At 67.7% G+C, this 22031-nt stretch carries 18 protein-coding genes; 7 read left to right on the top strand and 11 right to left on the bottom strand.

The window, feature by feature from the left end; all coding sequences use genetic code 11:
* Nucleotides 1-67: 67 nt before the first annotated feature.
* The 4 genes from ACZ9J7_RS05800 to ACZ9J7_RS05785 form a co-directional block, all read right to left on the bottom strand.
* Nucleotides 68-1642 (bottom strand): APC family permease, encoded by a 1575-nt coding sequence (locus ACZ9J7_RS05800; protein WP_476211806.1) that lies wholly within the window; start codon nt 1640-1642, stop codon nt 68-70.
* Nucleotides 1643-1792: 150 nt separating this feature from the next.
* Complete coding sequence (locus ACZ9J7_RS05795; RefSeq protein ID WP_476207797.1) at nt 1793-3433, bottom strand: GMC family oxidoreductase; 1641 nt, start codon at nt 3431-3433, stop codon at nt 1793-1795.
* Nucleotides 3434-4972, bottom strand: coding sequence for an aldehyde dehydrogenase family protein (locus tag ACZ9J7_RS05790; protein ID WP_476207795.1), 1539 nt, complete (start codon nt 4970-4972; stop codon nt 3434-3436). It abuts the gene before it with no gap.
* Between the two features lie 104 nt (nt 4973-5076).
* On the bottom strand, nt 5077-5703 hold the full coding sequence (locus ACZ9J7_RS05785) for a TetR/AcrR family transcriptional regulator (protein ID WP_476207793.1): 627 nt from the start codon (nt 5701-5703) through the stop codon (nt 5077-5079).
* Nucleotides 5704-5855: 152 nt separating this feature from the next.
* Here ACZ9J7_RS05785 and ACZ9J7_RS05780 point away from each other — a divergent pair, with 152 nt between their 5' ends.
* Nucleotides 5856-6044: a hypothetical protein gene (locus ACZ9J7_RS05780; protein WP_476207791.1), complete on the top strand. Its 189-nt coding sequence runs from the start codon at nt 5856-5858 to the stop codon at nt 6042-6044.
* Nucleotides 6045-6088: 44 nt separating this feature from the next.
* On the opposite strand, the gene ACZ9J7_RS05775 is transcribed toward ACZ9J7_RS05780, so the two are convergent.
* Together ACZ9J7_RS05775 and catA are read right to left on the bottom strand one after the other, a co-directional pair.
* Nucleotides 6089-7372: a benzoate/H(+) symporter BenE family transporter gene (locus ACZ9J7_RS05775; protein WP_476207790.1), complete on the bottom strand. Its 1284-nt coding sequence runs from the start codon at nt 7370-7372 to the stop codon at nt 6089-6091.
* A gap of 91 nt (nt 7373-7463) precedes the next feature.
* On the bottom strand, nt 7464-8345 hold the full coding sequence (gene catA, locus ACZ9J7_RS05770; protein ID WP_476207789.1) for a catechol 1,2-dioxygenase: 882 nt from the start codon (nt 8343-8345) through the stop codon (nt 7464-7466).
* Between the two features lie 326 nt (nt 8346-8671).
* Between catA and benA the strand changes: the two genes are divergently transcribed.
* The 5 genes from benA to ACZ9J7_RS05745 all read left to right on the top strand — a co-directional run bounded on the left by benA (nt 8672) and on the right by ACZ9J7_RS05745 (nt 16043).
* On the top strand, nt 8672-10057 hold the full coding sequence (gene benA, locus ACZ9J7_RS05765; RefSeq protein WP_476207787.1) for a benzoate 1,2-dioxygenase large subunit: 1386 nt from the start codon (nt 8672-8674) through the stop codon (nt 10055-10057).
* Between the two features lie 35 nt (nt 10058-10092).
* Nucleotides 10093-10629: a benzoate 1,2-dioxygenase small subunit gene (gene benB / locus ACZ9J7_RS05760; RefSeq protein WP_476207785.1), complete on the top strand. Its 537-nt coding sequence runs from the start codon at nt 10093-10095 to the stop codon at nt 10627-10629.
* A 123-nt stretch (nt 10630-10752) separates the two neighbouring features.
* Complete coding sequence (gene benC / locus ACZ9J7_RS05755) at nt 10753-12324, top strand: benzoate 1,2-dioxygenase electron transfer component BenC (RefSeq protein WP_476207784.1); 1572 nt, start codon at nt 10753-10755, stop codon at nt 12322-12324.
* Nucleotides 12324-13151 (top strand): 1,6-dihydroxycyclohexa-2,4-diene-1-carboxylate dehydrogenase, encoded by an 828-nt coding sequence (locus tag ACZ9J7_RS05750; protein ID WP_476207782.1) that lies wholly within the window; start codon nt 12324-12326, stop codon nt 13149-13151. Before benC ends, ACZ9J7_RS05750 begins: the two co-directional genes overlap by 1 nt.
* A gap of 60 nt (nt 13152-13211) precedes the next feature.
* A complete protein-coding gene (locus tag ACZ9J7_RS05745; protein WP_476207781.1) occupies nt 13212-16043 on the top strand; it encodes an AAA family ATPase in 2832 nt (943 codons plus the stop codon).
* Nucleotides 16044-16048: 5 nt separating this feature from the next.
* On the opposite strand, the gene catC is transcribed toward ACZ9J7_RS05745, so the two are convergent.
* The 4 genes from catC to ACZ9J7_RS05725 form a co-directional block, all read right to left on the bottom strand.
* Nucleotides 16049-16327, bottom strand: coding sequence for a muconolactone Delta-isomerase (catC, locus tag ACZ9J7_RS05740; protein ID WP_275180556.1), 279 nt, complete (start codon nt 16325-16327; stop codon nt 16049-16051).
* Nucleotides 16328-16355: 28 nt separating this feature from the next.
* Entirely contained in the window at nt 16356-17456 is a 1101-nt protein-coding gene (locus tag ACZ9J7_RS05735) for a mandelate racemase/muconate lactonizing enzyme family protein (RefSeq protein WP_476207779.1), read from the bottom strand.
* The gene (locus ACZ9J7_RS05730; RefSeq protein ID WP_476207777.1) at nt 17453-18373 is read right to left on the bottom strand and encodes a LysR substrate-binding domain-containing protein; all 921 of its coding nucleotides are present in this window, start codon (nt 18371-18373) and stop codon (nt 17453-17455) included. Before ACZ9J7_RS05730 ends, ACZ9J7_RS05735 begins: the two co-directional genes overlap by 4 nt.
* 75 nt (nt 18374-18448) lie before the next feature.
* Nucleotides 18449-19822 (bottom strand): MFS transporter, encoded by a 1374-nt coding sequence (locus ACZ9J7_RS05725; RefSeq protein WP_476207775.1) that lies wholly within the window; start codon nt 19820-19822, stop codon nt 18449-18451.
* 331 nt (nt 19823-20153) lie between these two features.
* Between ACZ9J7_RS05725 and ACZ9J7_RS05720 the strand changes: the two genes are divergently transcribed.
* Entirely contained in the window at nt 20154-20852 is a 699-nt protein-coding gene (locus tag ACZ9J7_RS05720) for a maleylpyruvate isomerase family mycothiol-dependent enzyme (RefSeq protein ID WP_476207774.1), read from the top strand.
* 70 nt (nt 20853-20922) lie between these two features.
* Here ACZ9J7_RS05720 and ACZ9J7_RS05715 read toward each other — a convergent pair whose 3' ends face one another.
* The gene (locus ACZ9J7_RS05715; RefSeq protein ID WP_476207772.1) at nt 20923-21900 is read right to left on the bottom strand and encodes an ABC transporter substrate-binding protein; all 978 of its coding nucleotides are present in this window, start codon (nt 21898-21900) and stop codon (nt 20923-20925) included.
* Nucleotides 21901-22031 lie beyond the last annotated feature (131 nt).

Here is a 22031-nt window from a genome sequence, read left to right as displayed (position 1 = left end):
GCACGCAAAAGGGCCGACGGCGGCACTCGCATGAGTGCCGTCGTCGGCCCTTTCCGTTGTGGTGTTGCTAGCCCTCGGTTGCCATCGCCGCGTTGGCCGGCACCGCGTCCTCCGCGGGGTCGAACCTGGGGTCGTTCGACGACGGGTGGGCGGCGACTGCCGCGGCGTGCTCGGCCAGCACCCCGGTCTGGTGGCGGATCTTCAGGCGGTAGAGCAGTGCCCCGCCAATCACCACGGCGGCCACGAAGAACACGCCGCCCCACTGCAGGTACCACTCGAACGGCGGCACCGAGTTGTAGATTTCCGGGCGGGGCCAGACCAGGTTCACCGTCATCGCCGCGCCCCACAGGACGGCGAGGATGTTCACGGGAAGGCCCCACTTGCCCATGGTGAACCCGGGCTCGGACCCGTCTGCGGCCAGCGGCCACTTCTTCAGGAACCGCTTGCGCAGCAGGGGAACCGTGACCAGGAGGTAGGACAGGTAGATCAGCACGATGCTGATGCTGGACAGGATGGTGAAGATGGCCGGCTGCATGACATTGACCAGCAGCGGGATGACGGCCAGGACGCCGATGACGATCGCCGCCACCGTGGGCGTCCGGCGGACCGGGTCCACCTTGCTGAGCTGCCGGCTGAAGGGCAGGTTGTTGTCCCGTGCCATGGCGAACATCATCCGGATGGCGGCGGCGTGCACGGCCAGGGTGCAGACCACCACGGCCACCACGATGCAGGCCAGGAAGGCCTTGCCGAACGGGCCGCCCAGGACGGAGAGCACGATGTGCTGCAGGCCGCCGTCGGGGGAGCCGATCTGGGGGTCGGTGAGGTCCGGTGCGGCCAGGATGCCGAACAGCAGGATTCCGCCGCCCAGCAGGAAGGACGCCGTAACAGCCCGCAGGATGGCCTTGGGAGCGGTCTTCTTGGGGTCCTTGGTTTCCTCGCCCAGCGAGCTGGCGGTGTCGAAGCCGTACATCACGTAGCCGGAGGCCATAGCGCCAATCAGGAAGACGCCGAAGAAGCCCAGGTCCTTCCCTTCCCCGAAGCCGTTGGTCTGGAAGAAGACCTCGGGCCCGCGGACCACGTGCCAGGCCAGAGCCAGGATCAGCAGGACGGCGGCGATGAGCTCCACGAAGACGCCGATGCTGTTGATCCGGGTCATCAGCTTCACGCCGAACGCGTTGATGAGGGTGGAGATGGTGATCATGATGGTGGCCAGCACCACGCCGTTCATGGCGAAGTCGTAAGGGCCGGTACCGTCACCGACGAACTGGAAGCCCGACCACAGCTGGGGGAGGGTGATCTGCAGGGCCAGAGCCACCGAGCCCAGCGCCATGATGGAGGACAGCAGCAGCAGCCAGCCGGCCAGCCAGGACGAGGTCCCGGAGGACAGCCGCTTGGCCCAGTTGTAGACCGAGCCCGCCACGGGGTAGCGGCCGGCCAGCTCGGCGAAACAGAGGGCCACCATCAGCTGGCCGACGAACACGATGGGCCAGGACCAGGCATACGCCGGGCCGGCCATGGAAAAGCCGAAGTAGAACAGTTGGAAAACACCGGTGAGGATGGAGATGTAGCTGACACCTGCCGCGAAGCTGGCAAACTTGCCGATGCTTCGATCCAGCGTCTGGGTGTAGCCAAATTCGTCCATGCCGCTTGAATCAATACTCTTGCTGGGTTCCAATATGGACTCCTAGTTCAGAAAAGCACGATGGGAACGGCCGCCCTGGGGTGCGGCGGGATAAACGTTCTGCGAGGGGGCCGCCGCTGTTGGGAACGCGGCCCCCTTTTTTCCTGCCGCTTAGGCGAGGGACGTGGTGAGCTCCTTCTCTTCCAGGGCGCCGGCGCCGGCATAGTCAGCCTTGATGAGATCGGCACAGCGCTCGCCGATCATCATGACGGTGATGTTGGGGTTGACGGTGACGTGCTCGGGCATGACGGACGCATCGGCCACGCGGAGGCCGGTGACGCCCTTGACCCGCAGCTGGGGATCCAGCGGCGACATGTCGTCGTCGGCTGGCCCCAGGCGGACGGTGCCCACCGGGTGGTAGACGGTGTTGTGGGTCTTGCGGATGTAGTCCTGCAGTTCCTCGTCGGTCTGGGCCTCGACGCCGGGCGACAGCTCGCGGCCGGTCCATTCGGCCAGTGCGGGCTGGGCGGCGATTTCGCGGGCCTTGCGGATGCCGGCCACCATGACGCGCATGTCGTGGCCGTCGGGGTCGGTGAAGTAGCGCGGATCCACCATGGGTTTGTCACGGAAGTCGCGGCTGCGCAGCCGGACGGTGCCGCGGGAGCGGGCGTGCGTGACGTTCGGGGTGAGGCTGAAGCCGTTCTCCGTGGTGGGGTAGCCGTACCGCAGCGTGTTCATGTCGAACGGGACGGAGCCGTAGTGCATCATCAGGTCGGGGCGGTCCAGGCCGTCCTCGGTGGGGGTGAAGATGCCGATTTCCCACCACTGGGTGGAGGTCTGCACCATGGGCTGTTTGGCCTCGAACTGCACCACGCCTTCCGGGTGGTCCTGCAGGTTCTCGCCGACGCCGGGGGAGTCCACCAGCACCTCGATGCCGTGCTGGGCCAGGTGTTCCGCCGGGCCGATCCCGGAGAGCATGAGCAGCTTGGGGGAGTCGATCGCGCCGGTGGACACAATGACTTCCCGGTGCGCGGTGAGCCGGTGGGTCCGGCCGAACGCTCCGTCCACCACGTCCACGCCGGTGCAGCGCTTGTCCGCGTCAATCACCAGCTGGCGGGCGCGCAGGCCGGTCAGCAGGGTGAAGTTGGGGCGGTCCACGATGGGGTGGATATAGGACACGGAGCTGGAGGAACGGGTGCCGTCCGCGCGGCGGTTGATCTGGAAGAAGTTGGCGCCGTTGACCACGGTGGTGCCGGTGTTGAACTTCGTGCGGGGGATGCCCGCCTGTTCACAGGCGTCCAAAAGTGCGACGCCGGCAGGATCCGCCGGGGGCACGTTCATCAGGTGCACGGGGCCGGAGTCCCCGTGGTGCGGTGCGTCAGGCCCGGCGTCCTGGTTGGTTTCCAGCCGCTTGTACAGCGGCCAGGCGGCATCGGCGTTCCAGCCGGCGGCGCCGTACTTGGACTCCCACTCGTCCAGGTCCTCGCGCGGCGCCCAAAAGGCGATGCAGGAGTTGTGGCTGGAGCAGCCGCCCATCACCTTGGCGCGGGCGTGGCGCATGAAGGAGTTGCCGTTCTCCTGCGGCTCGATGGGGTAGTCCCAGTCGTAGCCGGATTCCAGCAGCTCCATCCAGCGGTCCAGCTGCAGGATCTCGGGGATATTGCGGTCGTCCGGGCCCGCCTCGACGAGGGCCACGGTCACGTCCGGGTCCTCGCTCAGCCGGGCGGCCACCGCCGCCCCCGCGGACCCGCCGCCGATGACGACGTAGTCGAACCCGCGTTCGGCCACGTCCTCGATGTTGTCGTAGTGCATCTAGTTCTCCTTGCCGTGGTCAGCAAACCAGCCGGTGACCTGCGGGCTGGTGTTCTGGTAGATGTGCTTGGCTTCCTGGTACTCGGCCAGGCCCGTGGGGCCCAGCTCGCGGCCGACGCCGGACTGGCCGAAGCCGCCCCACTCGGCCTGGGGGAGGTAGGGGTGGTAGTCGTTGATCCAGATGGTGCCGTGCCGGAGCCTGCCGGCCACGCGCTGGGCCTTGCCGGCGTCCTGCGTCCAGACGGCGCCGGCCAGGCCGTAGATGGTGTCGTTGGCGGTGGCCACGGCCTCGTCCTCGGTGCGGAAGGTTTCCACCGTGACCACCGGGCCGAACGCCTCGTCGGTGACCACGGACATGCCGCGGGAGACGCGGTCCAGGATGGTGGGCTGGTAGTAGAAGCCGGCGTCGTACTTCTCCCCGGAAGGTGCGGCGCCGCCGGTGCGGAGCCGGGCGCCTTCCTGGGTGCCGCGCTGGACGTAGGCGTGCACCTTGTCGCGGTGCGCTGCGGAGATCAGCGGGCCTGTTTCGGCCTCGTCATCGAAGGGGCCACCGATCCGGATGTTCTCTGCGCGGCGGACCAGTTCGTCCACGAAGCGTTCGGCGATGGACTCCTCCACCACCAGCCGGGCGCCGGCGGAGCAGACCTGCCCCGAGTGGACGAACGCACCGTTCAGGGCGTTGTCCACGGCGGCGTCGAAGTCCGCGTCCGCGAACACCACATTGGGGTTCTTCCCGCCGAGCTCCAGCGCCACCTTCTTGACGGTGGCGGCAGCGGAAGCGGCGATGCGCTTACCGGTTTCCAGGCCGCCGGTGAAGGAGACAAGGTCGACGTCGGGGTGTTCCGAGAGCGGGGCGCCCGCCTGTGCGCCGGCACCGGTGACGAGGTTGGCCACGCCGTCCGGCAGGCCGAGGTCCTGCAGCAGCTGCATGGCCAGGATGCTGGTGGACGGCGTCAGCTCGGAGGGCTTGAGGACGAAGGTGCAGCCGGCGGCCAGCGCGGGGGCGATCTTCCACGCCGCCTGGAGCAGGGGATAGTTCCACGGCGTGATGAGTCCGCAGACGCCCACGGGCTCGTAGACGATCCTGCTGACGACCGCGGCGTCCCCGGCGTCCACCACCCGGCCCGCCTGCTGCCCGGCGAGCCTGCCGAAGTACTCGAAGCAGGCGGCGATGTCATCCATGTCGATGCGGCTTTCCACCATCCGCTTGCCGGTGTCCAGCGATTCCGCGCGGGCAAACTTTTCCCGGCGCTCCCGCAGTCCGGCGGCGACCTTCAGGAGGAAGGCGCCGCGCTCCGGTGCCGGGACGCTGGACCAGGCGCCGGAATCGAAGGCGGCCCGGGCCGCTGCGATGGCGCGTTCGGCGTCTTCCCGGCCGGCCTCGGAGACGGTGGCCACCAGCTCCCCGTCTGCAGGGTTGCGGATTTCGCGCACCGCGCCGGACGCCGAGGGCTCCCACTTGCCGTTGATGAAGAGGGAGGAGGCGGGCTTGGTTTCAGTGCTGCTGGCGGCTTCCGGGGCCGCTGTGGCGTAAGTCATAGGAAGGACAGTAATGCACGTTGAACGACTGTTCAATACTTTTCTTGAACACTTGTTCAATGCTCATCGCGCGGCTACTGTTGCCCCTGGAGCGGGTGTTTGTTTCAGGGCTGGGGGAGGACCTGGCCGCCGCCGTTTTCGTCCGGAACCGCTGCGAAAGCGATCTGCTCCGTGCGCGCAATGCTCCGCTGGATGGAGGCCTTGTCCACGCCCAGCAGCGCGGTCAGCCACACGCCATTCTGGATGACCACGATGTCCGAGGCGCGCTCCCGGCACGCCTCCCAGGACAGCCCGGGCCTGGCGCTGGACACCAGCGCAGCGAGCCCGTCGATGTACCGGTCGAAGGCGGCGGCGTTGATCTGTGCGTAGTCCTCGTCCGCCTGGGCCAGGGCCCACAGGTGCAGCCGCAGCGACAGGTAGCGTGTGGTCAGCAGGTCGGCGCCGGCAACGCGCCGGAGCGCCCGGCGCAGCTGTTCATCGGCGGTAACCGACGGGTCCGGGGCGACCAGTAAAAGGTCATGCTCGTCCACGCGGCGCAGGGCGGCGCGGATCAGGGTGGTCTTGTCGTCGTAGTAATAGTTGACCAGGCCCAGCGCCACGCCGGCTTCCCGCGCCACGGCACGCATGCTCACGCCCGAAATCCCGTGGCGGGACAGCAGGTCCATAGCCGCTTCGAGGATGCGGGTCTGCCTGTCCACTTGTTCGCCGGAATTCACGGCACTGGTCCCCATCTGGCCAGACTATTGCCTAACACTGCACGTGCCTAACGCGGTACCGCCACGCCCTCCCGGCGACCGGATGGGCCTGCGGATGGTGTTTGAAGCGTTCGTCCGCAGGGCACGGTGGTTGTACACCGGGATTGACCTGTACAGCTTGGAGAACGATGGAAAGCGCAAGCCTGATTGCCCTCCTATTCGCCGGCGCGTTCCGCGTTGGCGAATCCGCGCAGCCCCACGCGCCGCAACTCAGCGCCACGCCCGGGCGGAAGTGGTCCGCGTGGCTGGCGTTCAGGAGCAGGGCCGCGACTTCCCTGCACCGGCTGGCCTGGGCGGTGGAGCCGGACCCGCACTGACGCAGAAGAAGCCCCCCCGGGCGCCGTAGCCTGGCCGGCCCGGTTCAGGGCTGGGCGTGGTCGGCGCGCTCCAGCAGGCGGGACACCCCGTAGCCAATCACCAGGCCCCAGAACGCTGCGTGGATGTTGAAGAGGTTCATGCCGGAAATGGTCACCACGAACGTCACCAGCGAACCCAGGGTGAAGCTGGTGGCGAAGGCGGTGACGAACGCCTGCTGGAGGGCCCGCAGCATCGCGATGCCGCCCAGTGCCAGGACGAATTCCTTGGGCGCGGCCAGCATCAGCCGGGTCAGGGTGGGGGCAAACGCTGCGAACACCAGGGCCAGCAGGCCGTAGGCCACGGCGGCCGTGTACTGGCGCTCCTTCTTCCCGGACGAGGTCAGCAGGGCGTTGGTGGGGCCCGTAACGCAGGCTGAAACGGCGCCGAACCCGGCGTTCAGGACCGAAAAGGCGCCGGAAGCTATGGCGAAGGCATTCACCGGCGGACGGTGCCCGGCGGCGCGGAGGACGGCGATGCCCTGGCCGTTTTGCACGAACAGGACGGTGAGGGCCAGCGGAACCACCAGTTCGAGCTGGGCGGCCCAGGTGAATTCGGGGGCGGTGAAGACCGGGGTGGCCAGGAGCGGTCCGCCGGGCGGCAGGTTGAACTGGCCGCTGGCCGCCACGGCGATGCCGCCTGCCACCAGGGTGCCCAGGACCGGGGGCAGGTACTTGCCAAGTCTGGGAACCGCGGTGAGGATCAGGAACGCAGCCACCATCGGGGCAGCCACGGCCGGGTTGTCGTGGGTGGAGGCGACGATGTCGGTGCCGAACTTCAGGAAGACCGCGGCCACCATGGCCATCACCAGCGGCATGGGCACCAGCGCCATGGCTTTGCGCACCACGCCGGTGGCGCCGAGGGCGAGGATCAGCACGCCGGAGGTGAAGAAGGCCCCGACGACTTCGGGGAAGGCCAGGTGCTGCAGGGATGGTCCCAGGAGCACCGTGCCGGGGATGGACCAGGCGAAGCCAAGGGGCTGCCGGTAGATCAGTGACATCAGCAGCGTGGCGGCCCCGCCGGAAAAGAGGATGCCAAAAACCCAGGACGACAGCTGGCCCTGGGTCAGGCCGCCGGCCGTTCCGACGGCCAGGGTGACGGCGATGGGCCCGGACGCCGCGAAGATGAGTCCTATGGCCCCGTTGGAGACATAGGACAGGCCCAGATCGCGAAGAATCCGGCGTGGGCCCGCAGGCCGGACCCCCGGACGTTCCAGCAGGGGTTCCGGCGCCGGTACCGGCGGGGCTGGCTCGACGGAGCTGGCGGTCGGATGGTGGCGGGGGTGGCTCATCGGGGCTCCTGGCTGGGGCGGAAAAACCGGAAGCGCTCCGAAGCATCAGCTCCGGAGCGCCTCCGTGCGGGGGTATCTCCCAGTTTGCGTGCTACTTCTTCTGGCCCTGCTTTGCCAGGACGTAGTCATAAACTACTTCCTCGCCCTTCCCGTCGGTACGGGGGCGGGGGTCCAGCATCAGTTCAGGCTTCACTGCCGAGGCGATGTCGTCGGCGTTGTGGGGATCGCCGGGGAAGTAGAGCTGCTGGGTGACCGGCTCGTAGCCCGGTGCGGACACCTTGATGTGGATGTGCGCCGGACGCCAGGCGTGCCAGCCCGCGGCACTGATCAGCTGCCCGCAGGCCCCGTCCGTGGGGATCTGGTAGGGCGCCGGACGCATCGTGTTGATCTCGAACCGGCCGTCGTCCGAGGCCTTGACGGTGGCGCGGAAAAGCCACTCGGGCAGGCCCGGGGCGTACTGGGAGTAGAAGCCGGCGGCGTCAGCGTGCCAGATCTCCACCTGGGCGCCCTGGATGGGGTTGCCGTCGGTGTCGGTGAACTGGCCGCTGAAGCGCAGCGGGGTGCCCTCTTCGCCGTCGCGCATTTCAACCGTGGCGGGCGTCTGGAGTTCCGGGGAGTTGGGAACGTAGTAGGGGCCTTCAATGGTGCCCACGGTGCCGGGACGGTCCTGGGAGTTGACGTCCTCAACGGTGTGCTCAAGCCAGACGTCGAGGAACAGCGGCCATTCACCGTCCGTGCCGACCTTGATCAGCCAGGCTTTGAGCGCGTTGTATTCCTCGTAGGTGACCTGGTGTTCCTCGACGATGTCGTTGGCGGCCTTGATCAATGCGCCGGCCAGCAGGCTCACCCGTTCCTTGGATACGTCCACCTTGGAGAGCTTGCCCGACGCTGCGAACCGCTCGGTTGCCTTGGTGCCTGCTTCGACGGCGGTGCCTTCGTTTTCCGTGCGGCTGTCCGTTGGGGTCTGGGTCATGACAATGTCCACCTTCCTCATTGAATGGGGACAGGAAGGGCTCCTGCACCCGACGCGGGCTGCGGGGCCAGTCGTTGGGCCCTGCGCCGCACCGCGTGATGTCGGTCTCAATCGTAGGCCCGCAGATAAGGACGCTACAAATATCAACTGGGCGTCTTTTGAGTCATTATCGGTACATAAAGACACCCTTGGTGGAAGCTAGGTATTTGCCTGATGTGAGGCCAATCACGAGCGGCAAGAATTGCTGGACAACGTCCGCCGCCGAAGCCTCTTCCCGAGTGGACCTCCGCCCATCCGTCCAGCAATCTCCAATGAAGGAGCACGCCATGACCGAGAACCTGATCCATGCCCGCGAGGTCCTTGCCGACGCCGTGATCGACGACCGCGAGAACGGCGTCATCCGGGCCAAGCGCGAGATCTTCACCGACCAGGAGATCTTCGAACTCGAGATGAAGCACATCTTCGAAGGCAACTGGGTGTACCTGGCCCACGAGTCGCAGATCCCCAACGTGGGCGACTACTTCACCACCTACATCGGCCGCACCCCCGTGATGATCACCCGGGACAAGGACGGGCAGCTGAACTGCCTGGTCAACGCCTGTTCGCACCGCGGCGCCATGCTGTGCCGCCGCAAGACGGACAACCGCACCACCTTCACCTGCCCGTTCCACGGCTGGACCTTCAAGAACTCCGGCGAGCTGCTGAAGGTCAAGGACTCCCGGAACGCCGGCTACCCCGAGACGTTCAACAAGGAAGGCTCGCACGACCTCACCAAGGTGGCCCGCTTCGAGTCCTACCGCGGCTTCCTGTTCGGCTCGCTGAAGGCCGACGTGCTCCCGCTCGAGCAGCACCTGGGCGATGCCACCAAGGTCATCGACTCGATCGTCGACCAGTCACCCGAAGGCCTGGAAGTGCTGCGCGGCTCCTCCACCTACACCTATGACGGCAACTGGAAGGTCCAGGCCGAGAACGGCGCGGACGGCTACCACGTCACGGCCGTGCACTGGAACTACGCGGCCACCACCGCCCGCCGCAGCGCCGGAGACTCCGCCAACAAGACCAAGGCCATGGACGCCGGCAAGTGGGGCAAGGTCAAGGGCGGCTTCTACTCCTACGACCACGGGCACCTGCTGCTGTGGCAGGAATGGACCAACCCCCAGGACCGTCCGCTCTGGGACCGCCGGGACGAGCTTGTGGCCAAGTACGGCGAGGAGATGGCGAACTTCATGATCAACATCTCCCGCAACCTCTGCCTGTACCCGAACGTGTACATCATGGACCAGTTCTCCTCGCAGATCCGCCACTTCCGGCCCATCTCCGCGGACCAGACCGAGGTGACCATCTACTGCATCGCCCCCAAGGGGGAGTCCCAGGAGAACCGTTCCAAGCGCATCCGCCAGTACGAGGACTTCTTCAACGCCACGGGCATGGCCACGCCGGACGACCTGGAAGAATTCCGCTCCTGCAACAAAACCTACTGGGCCACCAGCGCCCCGTGGAACGACATGACCCGCGGCTCCACCCACGAGATCACCGGACCGGATGAGCAGGCGCAGGCCCTGGGCATGACCCGGGTGATCGCCTCCGGCGTGCGCACCGAAGACGAAGGGCTCTACCCCATCCAGCACGGGTACTGGAAGGAAGTCATGGACCGGGCCCTGGCGGAGGAAGAGGAGCGTTCCGCCCTGGAATCCGTTCCCGTCACCGCCTGAGAGAGCCCGCCGCAACCACAGAGAGCGCAGAACCCATGACCAACCTGACCCACACCGCCCCGGCCCTGAAGAGCGCGGAGGAGATTGCAATCCTCGAAACCGTCCGGGCGTTCCTCTACCGGGAAGCCCGCCTGCTGGATGACCGCCAGTTCGATGAATGGCTGGAGTGCTACCACCCGGACTCCGAATTCTGGATGCCGGCCTGGGACGTGGACGACCAGCTGACGCAGGACCCCCAGAACGAGATCTCCCTGATCTACTACGACAACCGCGGCGGCATCGAGGACCGGGTGTTCCGGATCAAGACCGACAGGTCATCGGCCACCTCCCTCCCGGAGCCGCGCACGGGCCACAACATCACGGACGTCGAGGTGTTGTCGAACGACGGCGGCACGGTGGAGGTGCGCTTCAACTGGTTCACCCTTTACTTCCGCTACAACACCACGGACACCTACTTCGGCACCAGCTACTACACCCTGGACCTCTCCGGCCCGCAGCCGGTGATCCTGAAGAAGAAAGTGGTCCTGAAGAACGACTACATCCATCACGTGGTGGACGTCTACATGATCTGACCTGCCCGCAGCCGGCGCCCGGGACGAACGGGCGCCGCACGGCGGCTCCCACCCCTGTGCCCGACGGGCACGCCCCAACTTTTCCCGGACGCGACGACGCGCCCGCCCAGTCAGGAGGACCCCATGGGCCACAAAGTAGCCCTCAGCTTCGAAGACGGCGTTACGAAAGTCATCAAGGTCGGCGACTATGAGACCGTCATGGACGCGGCCTACAAGGCGCGCATCAACATTCCGTCGGACTGCCGCGACGGCGCCTGCGGCACCTGCAAGGCGTTCTGCGATTCCGGCTCCTTCGACCCGGGCGACTTCATCGACGACGCCATGACGGAGGAGGAACTCGAAAAGGGCTACCTGCTCACCTGCCAGGCCGTCCCGGAGTCGGACCTCGCCATCCAGATCCCGGCCACGTCTGAATCGGCGAAGACGGCGGCCGCGTCCTTCACCTCCACCATCAAGGAGCTCAACCGGCACACCGACACCACCGTGTCCTTCACCCTTGAGGTGGAGAACCGCGACGCGCTGGCCTTCCTCCCCGGGCAGTACGTCAACCTCAAGGTCCCCGGCACCGACGCCGAGCGCTCCTACTCCTTCAGCAGCGGTCCCGAGGTCCAGGACGCGTCCTTCATGGTCCGGGTGACCCCGCAGGGCGCCATGTCCGAGTACCTCCGCGACCGCGCCGCCGTGGGCGACACCATCGACTTCACCGGCCCCTACGGCTCCTTCTTCCTGCGCGAACCGAAGCGGCCCCTGCTGCTCCTGGCCGGCGGCACCGGGCTGGCCCCGCTCCTCTCCATCCTGGAAAAGCTCGCCGAAAAGCCGCCCTCCGTCCCGGTCCACCTGATCTACGGGCTCACCCGTGAGGCGGACATTGTCGGCCTGGACTGGCTGCGCGCCTACGAGGCGAAACTGCCCGGCTTCACCTGGGACTACATTGCCTCCGAGCCGGGCACCTCCGCCCCGCACACCGGCTACGTCACCCAGATCATCGAACCGAAACACCTCAACGACGGCGACGTGGACATCTACCTCTGCGGCCCGCCGCCCATGGTCAACGCAGTCTCCAAGTGGCTGGACATCGAAGGCATCAAGCCAGCCAACTTCTACTTCGAACGTTTCGCACCGAAGGAAACCACCGGGGGCGACGCCGAAACGGGTGCCCCGGCTCCGGTTGAGAAAATCCAGTCCGAAGGCGACACCATGACCCGCGGCGAGGCCGTGTCCTCGCTGGAGACCGGCCGGCTGGATTTCCGCAAGGAGGACAGCTTCGCCCAGCTGGACGCCCGCATGGGCCTGGAGCTTGCGGTCAGCGAACTGCTGCTGGGAAGGCTCAGCGGGGAGCAGTTGCGCCAGTTCCGCCGCCTGGCCGAAGCCACCACCGGTTCGGTGCAGGGAGGGAACATCACCGATCCCGACGAGTTTGCACGCACCAACGAGGAATTCCACGAGTACCTCTTCACGATCTGTGACAACCCGATGCTCCTGGAGTCCTACCGCCGACTGGACGTCCACGCCCAGATGGCCGCGGCCTTCGAAGCCGGCACGCCGATCTTCGAGCGCGTCACGCAGGACCACCTTGACGTCGTCGACGCCTTTGAACGCGGGGACAAGGCCAGGCTGCGCGAAGTCATCACGGCCCACGCCCAGGACGCCAAGGGGACCATGGTCGGGGCCATCGACGCCAAGGCTGCCCACTGATGGCTGCGCCGTACGCCGGGCAATACGTGACCCCGGGCAGGTTCGGCGGCAAGGTCGCCGTCGTCACCGGGGCCGCCCAGGGAATCGGCCAGAAGGTGGCTGAACGCATCGGCGCCGAGGGCGGCGCCGTGGTCCTGGTGGACCGCGCGGACCTGGTCCACGACGTTGCCCGCGGCATCGGGGAAGCCGCCAAGGCATCGGGTTCAGGAGGCTCGGCCACGGCCGTCACCGCGGACCTGGAGACCTTCGCCGGCGCCACCCAGGCCATCAAGGCCGCGCTCGCGGCCCACGGACGGGTGGACGTCCTGGTCAACAACGTGGGCGGCACCATCTGGGCCCGCCCCTACCAGGAGTACGACGAGGACAAGATCGAGAAGGAAATCCGCCGCTCGCTCTTCCCCACGCTCTGGACCTGCCGGGCAGTCCTGCCGGCCATGATCGAGCAGGGCTCCGGCACGATCGTGAACGTCTCCTCGGTAGCCACCCGGGGAATGCACCGGGTGCCCTACGCCGCGGCCAAGGGTGGCGTGAACGCCCTGACCCAGTCGCTGGCCATGGAGGTGGCCGGGGACGGCATCCGCGTGGTGGCCACCGCCCCGGGCGGCACGGAAGCGCCGCCGCGCAAGGTCAAGCGCGGCCCGGAAGCCGAGTCCGCCACCGAGAAGGACTGGTACCAAACCATCGTTGACCAGACGGTGGAGTCCTCGTTCATGAAGCGCTACGGCACCCTGGACGAGCAGGCGGCGCCCATCGTGTTCCTTGCCTCGGACGAGGCGTCCTACCTGACCGGCAGCATCCTCCCGGTGGCCGGCGGCGACCTGGGGTAGGGGCAGGTGCTGGACGCGCTGCACCTGGGGCGCCCGGGCCGCTCCGGTAGGATTGCGGCCATGACAGCGGGCTCCACCCAGGGCGAGATGGCGGAGGACTTCCCGCTGGCAGGCCGGGCCGCGGCGTTCGAGCAGCTGCTGGAAATCCTCCGCACCGTCCGCAAGGGCAAGGTGGGAACCGTGGTCCTCTCCGGCCCCTCCGGGTCCGGCAAAACCGCGCTCCTGGAACTCTTCCTTGACCACTGCCGCACGGCCGCCCGCGGGGTCCGCGTGCTGTCCGCCATGGGAGACGACTGGGAGGCGCAGTTTGCCCTGGCAGGCTACTCCCAGCTGATGCGGACCCTGCCGCTCCGGACGGCAAAGGATTACGACGGCGCCCCGGCCCTGCCGCCGGGGCCCGTCGCCTCCCTGACCCCCGACCAGGTGGTCAACTACGCCTCCACCCTCAGCACCCACCTCGAAGGCCTGCAGACGCACGGCAGCGTGGTGGTCGCCGTCGACGACGTCCACAGGCTCGATGAGGAGAGCCTGCGCATCCTCACCTTCGTCATGCGCAGGCTGCACGACAAGCGGGTCCTGTTCCTGCTGACCCTCAACCCTGTAGACGCGCCCCGTGTCCCCGCCGGCGTGCTCGACTTCCTCACCGGCCACCAGGTGGTCCGCATTCCGCTGGAGCCCCTCTCGCCGCAGCAGGTCCAGGACGTGGCCCGGAGCCTGTTCGGCCTGGACCTCAGTGCGACGGCGGCCCACGGCCTGGTGACGCACACCGGCGGGATAGCCCAGTCCATCGTGGAGCTGCTCCGTGATCTGCCCCCGGAAACGTGGCAGTCGTGGTTCCCTTCCCTGCCGCCCACCTCCCGGGTGCGCGCCAGGGTCCGCAGCGTCCTGGCCGCCGCGTCCCCCGCCCTGGTGGCCGCCGCGGAAGCCGCAGCAGTGCTCGGCCCCGGCGCGGGACTGGCCGAGGTGGCCAGGGTGGGCGGCCTGGAATCCGTCATGCCGGCCCTCGATGAGGGGCACCGCGCGGGGCTGCTGGGCCTGTCCGTGGACCAGTCCCGCTCCGCCGTCGCCTTCCTCGAACCCGGCACGGCGGAGGCCGTTTACGAACAGATCGTCCCCAGCCGGCGCATTGCCCTGCACTGGAAGGCCGCCGAGGTTGTCCAGTCCGAGGGCGAACAGCTGGGCCACCGCGTTGCCGCCACCCCGGCCGCAGACGAAGCCCTGGCCGCGGAACTGGAAGGGTTCGCCCGGCGGCAGGCCACGGTCGGTGCCTGGCAGGATGCCTCCACCGCGCTGTTCTCCGCCTCGCGGCTGTCCCCCGATATCCGTGCCCGGAACCTCCGGCTCCTGAAAGCCGTCGACGCCCTGGTGGGCTCCGGCAACGTGGCCCAGGCGCAGGCCTGGGCCGGGGCGGTGGATGCCCTGCCGCCGTCGCCCCTGCGTTCCTCGGTTCTGGGGTACCTGTCCACGGTGTCCGGCCAGAATGACAGCGCCCAAAGCCAGCTGGAGATGGCCTGGCGGACCAGCAATCCGCAGCACGAACCCGCCGCGGCGGCACAGGTGGCCCAGCGTTTCGTGCTCCACGGGGTGGCCTCCTGGGACGGTCCGATGATCACCGGCTGGGCCGAACGCGCCATGGCCCTGACCGAACCCGGAACTCCGGCGCACATCGAGTCGGAGGCCATCTATGGCCTGGGCCTGTATGCCCAGGGCCGGATAGCAGACGCCGAGGCCTCCTACCAGCGGGCCTCCGCCCAGGCGGCCGAGAATGCCCAGAAGCAGCGGGTGCAGATGGGCGCCGGCTGGCTGGCCCTGCGCCTGGACAACGCCGAGTCCGCGCTGGTGAATTTTGAGTCAGCCGCCCCCACCGAGTACCGCGGGGGATCGCTGCGGATTTCCCTGTGGGCCGAGGCCTGGCTGGCCCGCACCCACCTTGTGCTGGGCAACTGGGACGCGGCCGCCGCCACCATCTCCCGGGCAAGCGTGCGGCTGGAGACGTCCCGGATGCCGCTGATCCGGCCGCTGCTGTACTGGACGGCCGCCGAACTGTGGTCCATGCGGGGCGACTGGGACCGGGCACGCTACTACGTTTCACAGGCCGCGGTGCAGCCGGGAACCTACCGGGCCATGCAGGTCCCGGCCAGCCTGGCGCGCGCCCGCTTCCACGAGGCGCGGGCCGACTACGAAAGTGCCCTGGCCGCCCTGCAGCCGCTGACCGAGCTGGACCCCTGGACCGATCAGCGCGTGTCCTTCTGGCCGTGGCAGGACACCTACGTCAATGCGCTGGTCATGACCGACAAGCTCGATGCCGCCGATACGTTCCTCACCGCGTTCGAAGGAGTGCACCGCGAGCGGGAAGTCCCCTCCGACCTGGCCCGCGTGGCGTGGGCCAGGGGCCGGCTGCTGGCCGCACAGGGGGACCCGGACACGGCGAGGGAGTACTTCGAGGCGGCGCTGGGGCACCTCCGCGGGCTCAACCGGCCCTATCTGCGGGCGCGGATCAGTTTCGCGTTCGGGCAAAGCATGCGCCGGGCCGGAAAGCGCCGCCTGGCGTCATCGGTGCTGCGGGCAGCGCGGGACCTGTATGACACCCTCGGCGCGGCAACCTACGTGGAACGGTGCGACCGTGAGCTGAAGGCCACCGGCCTGGACGTGGGAAACCTGCCAGACCCGGCTGACCCGGTGCTTTCTTCGGTGGGCAGCCACCATCAACAGCTCACCGCCCAGGAACAGGCCGTGGCCGAGCTGGTGGCTGCGGGGGCAACCAACAAGGAAGCGGCCCGGGCCCTGTTCCTGGCCGAAAAGACGGTGCAGTACCACCTCACGCGGCTGTACCGGAAGATGGGAATCCGGTCACGCAGCGAACTCGCCGCCGCGTTCCGGGCCAAGGACTGACCCGGCTACTTCACGTCCGAGGGGTGCTTGGCCAGCGGAACCACGGTGATGTCCATGTACGGGAACAGCGGAAGGCCCTGCAGGATGCCGTGCAGTTCGTCGTTCGATTCGACGTCGAAGATGGAGTAGTTGGCGTACTCGCCCACCACACGCCAAATCTCGGGCCATTTGCCGGAGCGCTGCAGTTCCTGGGAGTAGGCCTTCTCTGTGGCCTTGATTGCGGCGGCTTCTTCGGCGGGCATGCCGGCTGGCAGGTTGACGTCCATGTGGACCAGATACTTCATGGTGACCTTTCGGTGGAAGGGGTGGGTGTCAGTCGGTGCGGTAGTGGGCGAGTTTGTCCTCGTCCACATCGGTGCCGGCGCCGGGGCCTTCGGGAACGTGGATCCGGCCGTCCGTGATGGCCAGCGGCCGGGCCAGCAGGTCATCGGTCATGTCGAGGTAGTTGGAGAGCTCCGCCGCGCGCTTGGCCGTGTGGGCGAAGGCTGCGCCGAACACCACGGAGGCCACGGTGCCCACCTGCGTGTCGATCTGGTTGCCGATGTAGACGTCGATGCCCATGCCCTCGGCCATGCCAACGATCTTGGCGGCTTCGGTGAAGCCGGACCGGGCGGTCTTGACGGACAGGAGGTTGGCCCCACCGGTGAGGATTTCGCGGGCAGCCTCGCCCAGGTTGGCGGCGGATTCGTCCGCGGCAATGGGGATGGGGGAGTTGGTGACCAGGCGGCGGCGGCCCATGACTTCGCGGGCGTCGTCCGGTTCCTCCAGGAACTGCAGGCCGAGGTCGGCGGTGCGGCGCAGCACCTCGGCGGCCTCGTTCGCTGTCCAGCCGCGGTTGGCGTCCATGTACAGCTCGGCGTCCTCGCCCAGCCCCTCCCGCAGCACCCTGGCGGCCTCGATGTCCAGGTTCAGCGGACGGCGGCCGGTCTTCAGCTTGAAGGTGTTGATGCCGTAGGTTTCCCGGAACTCCAGGGCCAAGGCCAGGAGCTCCTTGGCGGGTTTGAAGCCGAGCATGTGGGAGACGCGCAGCGAATCGGTGTAGCCGCCCAGCAGCTTGGTGACGGGCTGCCCCAGGGTCTTGCCGATGACGTCCCAGACGGCAATGTCCACTGCGCCCTTGGCCGTCTGGTTATGGATGGTCCGCGCCATCACGGCCTGGATCTTTTCCCGGTCAAAGGCATCGATGCCCACCAGCTGCGGGGCGAAGACATCCTGCACCACCGCGACGATGGACTTCTGCGTCTCACCGTAGGTGTACGGGCGGGGCGGAGTGTCTGCGGTCCCCACCACGCCGTCGTCGGTGTGGACGCGGACCAGGACATGGTCGGCCTCGTGCACGGAGCCGGAGGCGAAATGGAGCGGGTGGCGGTATGGGATCGAGTAGGGGATCGCCTCGATGGCTGCGATCTTCATGATGGGAGGAGCCTTTCAGCAGCGGGAGCGGGGGTGGCGGCATCAGCGGTTGCCGTCGCCACGATGTCCAGGAAGTTTTGCAGCAGTGCGGACCGGTGGCCGCGCAGCCAGGCGACGGCGAGTTCCACCGGGGGAACATTGTCGATTTCCCGGTACGCGACGCCTTCGAGCTGGAAGGCGCGCACACTGGAGGGCATGACGGCGATGCCGCCGCCCGCGGCCACGAACGCCAGCATCGTGGAGGTCTCACCCACCACTTGCGTGATCCGCGGCTGGAAACCCGCCTGGCGGCAGAGGTCCGAGGTGATGCGGTTCAGCACGGACTCCGGTGCGTAGGCGATGAAGTCCTGGTCCTGCAGTTCGTGCATGGCCACGGGACGGTCCACCGCCAGGGCGCTGAAGGAGGGAAGCGCGACGACGAGCGGCTCCTGGGTGACCACGCGGTAGTCGATTTCCTCGGAGGCGACGGGTGGACGCAGCAGCGCCGCGTCCAGGGTCCCGTTCCGCAGCCCCGCCTCCATGGACGGCGTCAGCATCTCCCCGTTCAGCGCCAGGGACAGGCCGGGAAGGACCTGCTTGGTGAGCCGCGCGATCCGCGGCATGACGCCGTAGGTTGCCGAGCCGGAGAACCCCACCCGCAGGACGCCGGTGGCACCCTTGCCCACCTGGTAGACATCCGCGCGGAGCGTCTCGACGTCGTTGACGATCTGGCGGCCGCGGTCCAGCAGGAGCTGCCCCGCCGCCGTCAGGTCCACCCGGCGGGTGGTGCGGTTGAGGAGCTGGACGCCCAACTGGTCTTCCAGCTGGCGGATCTGCTGGGACAGCGGCGGCTGCGCCATGTGCAGGCGCTTGGCCGCCCTGCCGAAGTGCCGCTCCTCCGCGACCGCGATGAAGTAGTTCAGCTGGCGGATTTCCATCCGGTGCCACCTTTCCAACGGGTCGGGGGAGGCGCGGCGCGGCCTCATTGATTCATAGAATAACCATAAAAGACCTTACTTAGATACTTTTTCGACGTAATCTTGCGGCTCTTCAACCGTGGGCAGTGCTTCCTCGAGCCGGTGCTGGCGCGGTACCAGGATGGTGACGGCACCGCCGAGCAGGGCCACCGCGCCGTAGATGTAGAAGGCTGTTGCCCCGCCGATCCCCGCCGCGGCCAGCCAGCCGCCGATGATCGGGCCCAGGACCCCGCCCAGCCGGCCGACGCTGGCACACCAGGCGACGCCGGCTGCCCGGGCATTGGTGGTGAAGTAGTTGGACTGGAAACCGTAGACCAGGACCTGGGTGCCCAGGGTTCCCACCCCCGCGGTGGCGATGAAGGTGAAGAGCAGTGGCAGCGGGAAGCTGAAGGTCATGAGTCCAAGGGAGATGGTGGCGAGGGCGAACGTTGCAGCGATGACCCGCTGGGGTCCGTTCCGGTCGGCCATCCGGGAGGCCACCAGTCCGCCCACCACGGCGCCGAGGTTCAGGGCCAGCGGGAAGAACAGGGCGTAGGTGCGGCCGTAGCCGTAGCCCTCCATGATCTTGGGAAGCCAGGTGTTGAGCCCGTAGGTCAGGAGGAGGCCGCAGAAGGACATCAGGCCCAGCAGGATGGATGCTGCGGCAAACTGGCGGGAGAAGACGGCGGCGAATCCGGACTTCCGTGGTGCGGCGCCGGCCTCCCGGATCACCTGCTCTTCGGCGAGCGGCACCCCGGTGCGCCAGGCAGCGGCCAGGGCTTCCTCTTCCCGGCCCCGGGCCAGCAGCCACCGCGGGGATTCCGGAAGCTTCCGCCAGGCAATGGGCAGGATGACCAGGAGGGGCAGGGATCCAATGATGAAGAGGCCGCGCCAGCCGATGCTGTCCAGGAAGGCGATGCCCAGGATGGAGGCCAGCACGCCACCGGCGGGGACTCCGGAGTAGACGATCGCGTTGTAGAACTGCCGCCGTCCGGCGGGTGCGAACTCGGCCATCGTGGCGCCGGCGCTGGCGATGACGACGCCCAGGCCCAGTCCGGTGGCAAACCGGAGGGCGCCGAAGGCGGTGACGTCCGTGGCCAGGGCGGTGGCAAACATGCCCAGGGAGAACCAGGCGATGCCCGCGAGCATCAGCCGGCGGCGGCCGAAGAAGTCACCGACGGCGCCGCATGCCAGCGAACCCACCAGCACGCCAATGAGGGCCCAGGATCCCAGGAGCCCGGCGGTGGCCGCATCGAAATGACCGATTTGGCCCGCGTCCGCGAGCAGTCCCGGAAGGACGGTGCCATAGACCACCAGGTCGTAACCATCAAACAGGAGGGCGGCGCAGATGACGAAGGCCACCCAGTTGGCTGTCCGGGTCTCCTTTCCCGGGTTTCCGGAGATCGTGGATGGGAGGTGCGGCAACGTCATGGCGCAGGTCCTTTCAGGGGAGCGGGTGTGGAGGCGTCGCGGGATTCGGATGGATCCGTACCGGGGCCCTCGGCAACCCAGCCTGACAGGCAATGTGACGCACGGCATATGAGGGAAATGCCCGGTTTCCCGCCGGGGGTGCATTGTGCCGTTTCCGCATATCAAAGGGACTGTATTTGCGATGGATCCAGCGGGAACAGGCCCAATGCGCCCGGCAGCAGGGGCATCCCGGCGGCGGCGGGAGGGCCGGTCTTAGTCCATACGCGGCGGGTATGAACCAGGCAGGCCGTAACCATGGCCGGGGGCATGGCGCCCCGGTTAGGCTGGCGGAATGATCAATCCAGCACGGCTGCACTCAGACCTGTCCCGCCTGGGCCGGGAGACGGACATGTTCCTTGCCACGGTCTCCTCCTTGTCCGATGAAGAACTGGCTGCCCCTTCGCTGTGTGAAGGGTGGAGCCGCGCGCACGTCATCGCGCACGTCGCATCCAGCGGACGTGCCCTGGTTGGGCTGATCGACTGGGCCACGTCCGGGGAAGAACGCCAGCTGTACGCGTCCCCTGAAGCGCGCTCGCAGGCCATTGCCGCCCTGGCTGCCCTGCCGCGGGAGGAACTCCTGGCTGAAGTGCGGGCCTCGGCCGCCGCTTTCGCCGGTGAAGCCCAGCGGTTGACAGGCGAACTTGCGGCTCCGGAAGTAAAGGTGGGTGGCCGGGAACTGTCGGCCACCTCCATCGTGGCGCTGCGGATTGCCGAGGTGGTGGTGCACCACCACGACCTGGACACCGCCTGGACCATCGAGGAGGCCGACCCCGATTCGCTGTTGAACGCCATCGAGGCCGTGGTCCGTGCCATGCGTGCCAAGGGGGCGCCGGGGATGACGCTGGTGACCGAGGAACGCGATGAATGGGTCATCGGTGACGGTGCCCTGCGGATTGAGTCGGACCGGGAGGGCCTCCTGAAATGGTTGGCACGCGGCGACGCAGATGATGTTGAGGCGGCAGGCCCGGTGCCCGCCCTGCCGGCCTGGTAGAGCCAAAGAAAAATCCCCGCCGGGCACACTCGGATGTGCACGCGGCGGGGATTCCTTCGTCGGCGGTGCCCTACGTCCTGGGCAGGCCCGCCGGGTTCAGTTCGGACTTCTGGATGGCTTCGGAGGAGAGGCCCCAGCGGTCCAGGAATTTGGTGTAGGTGCCGTCGTCAATCAGGTGGTTCAGCGCAGCCTGCGCCGCCACCGCCAGCCCGTTGCCTTTCTTGGTGGTAAACGCGATCTCGGCCTTCAGCGGCCAGCCGCCCTCCAGCGTGCCCACCTGCTTCGTCCTGCCGTCCTGCGCCGCCTTGTACGCGGCGGCTGCGTTGGGCCCAAACGTCAGGTCCGCTCGGCCTGACTGAAGGGCCAGGCTCGAGGCCGAGTCGTCGTCGTAATACTGGAACTGGACCGGCGCGAGGCCGTTCTTCCTGTTCTCCTCGTCCCAGCGCACCAGGATGGCTTCCTGGTTGGTGCCCGATCCCACGATGATCCTCTTGCCGGCCACGTCCTTGGCTTCCTTGATCTCCCCGATGCCCGAATCACTCTTGGCGTAGAAGCCGAGGAGGTCGTTGCGGTAGGTGGCGAAGTCGAACTTTTCCTTGCGCGCCTCGGTGACGGTGACGTTGGAAAGCACGGCCTCGTACTTGGACGATTCGATGCCCAGCGGCCAGTCCGCCCACGCCACGGGCAGGACCTCCACCTGCAGGCCGAGCGACTCGCCCACGGCGTAGGCGATGTCCACTTCGCTGCCGATCAGGGTCTTGTTGTCGGTGGCGAAGAGGCTGAGTGGCGCCGCCCCGCCGGTGGTCACCACGGTGAGCTTGCCGTCGGCCTTGATCGACTCCGGGACCAACGCGGCAGCGGCTGGGTCCGTGGTGACCTTGAAGCGGTCCTGCTCCGGGGACAGGTTGAAGGTCTTGCCGGCGGAGTTGGTGGCGGACGACGACGGTGCCGGCGCCGCCGAAGCGCCGGGATCGGAGCAGGCAGCCAGTCCCAGCAGTGCTGAAACGGTAAGGGCCACGACGGCGGCCGGCCTGGTGGTGATGGCCATGGTTCCTCCTTGGAACGGGGGTGGAAGATGCAACGGGGTGTGCGCGTTGCAGCCACTATCCGGCAGCTCCGGAGGCGGAACCAAAGGACGTGAAACCGGGGGATACAGGGAGTAACGACAGTTCACCGGAG

The organism is Pseudarthrobacter sp. TE9888 (genome assembly GCF_056279345.1).
The sequence above is the reverse complement of the archived record's forward strand: the minus strand, read 5'-3'. Positions and strand labels throughout refer to the sequence as shown.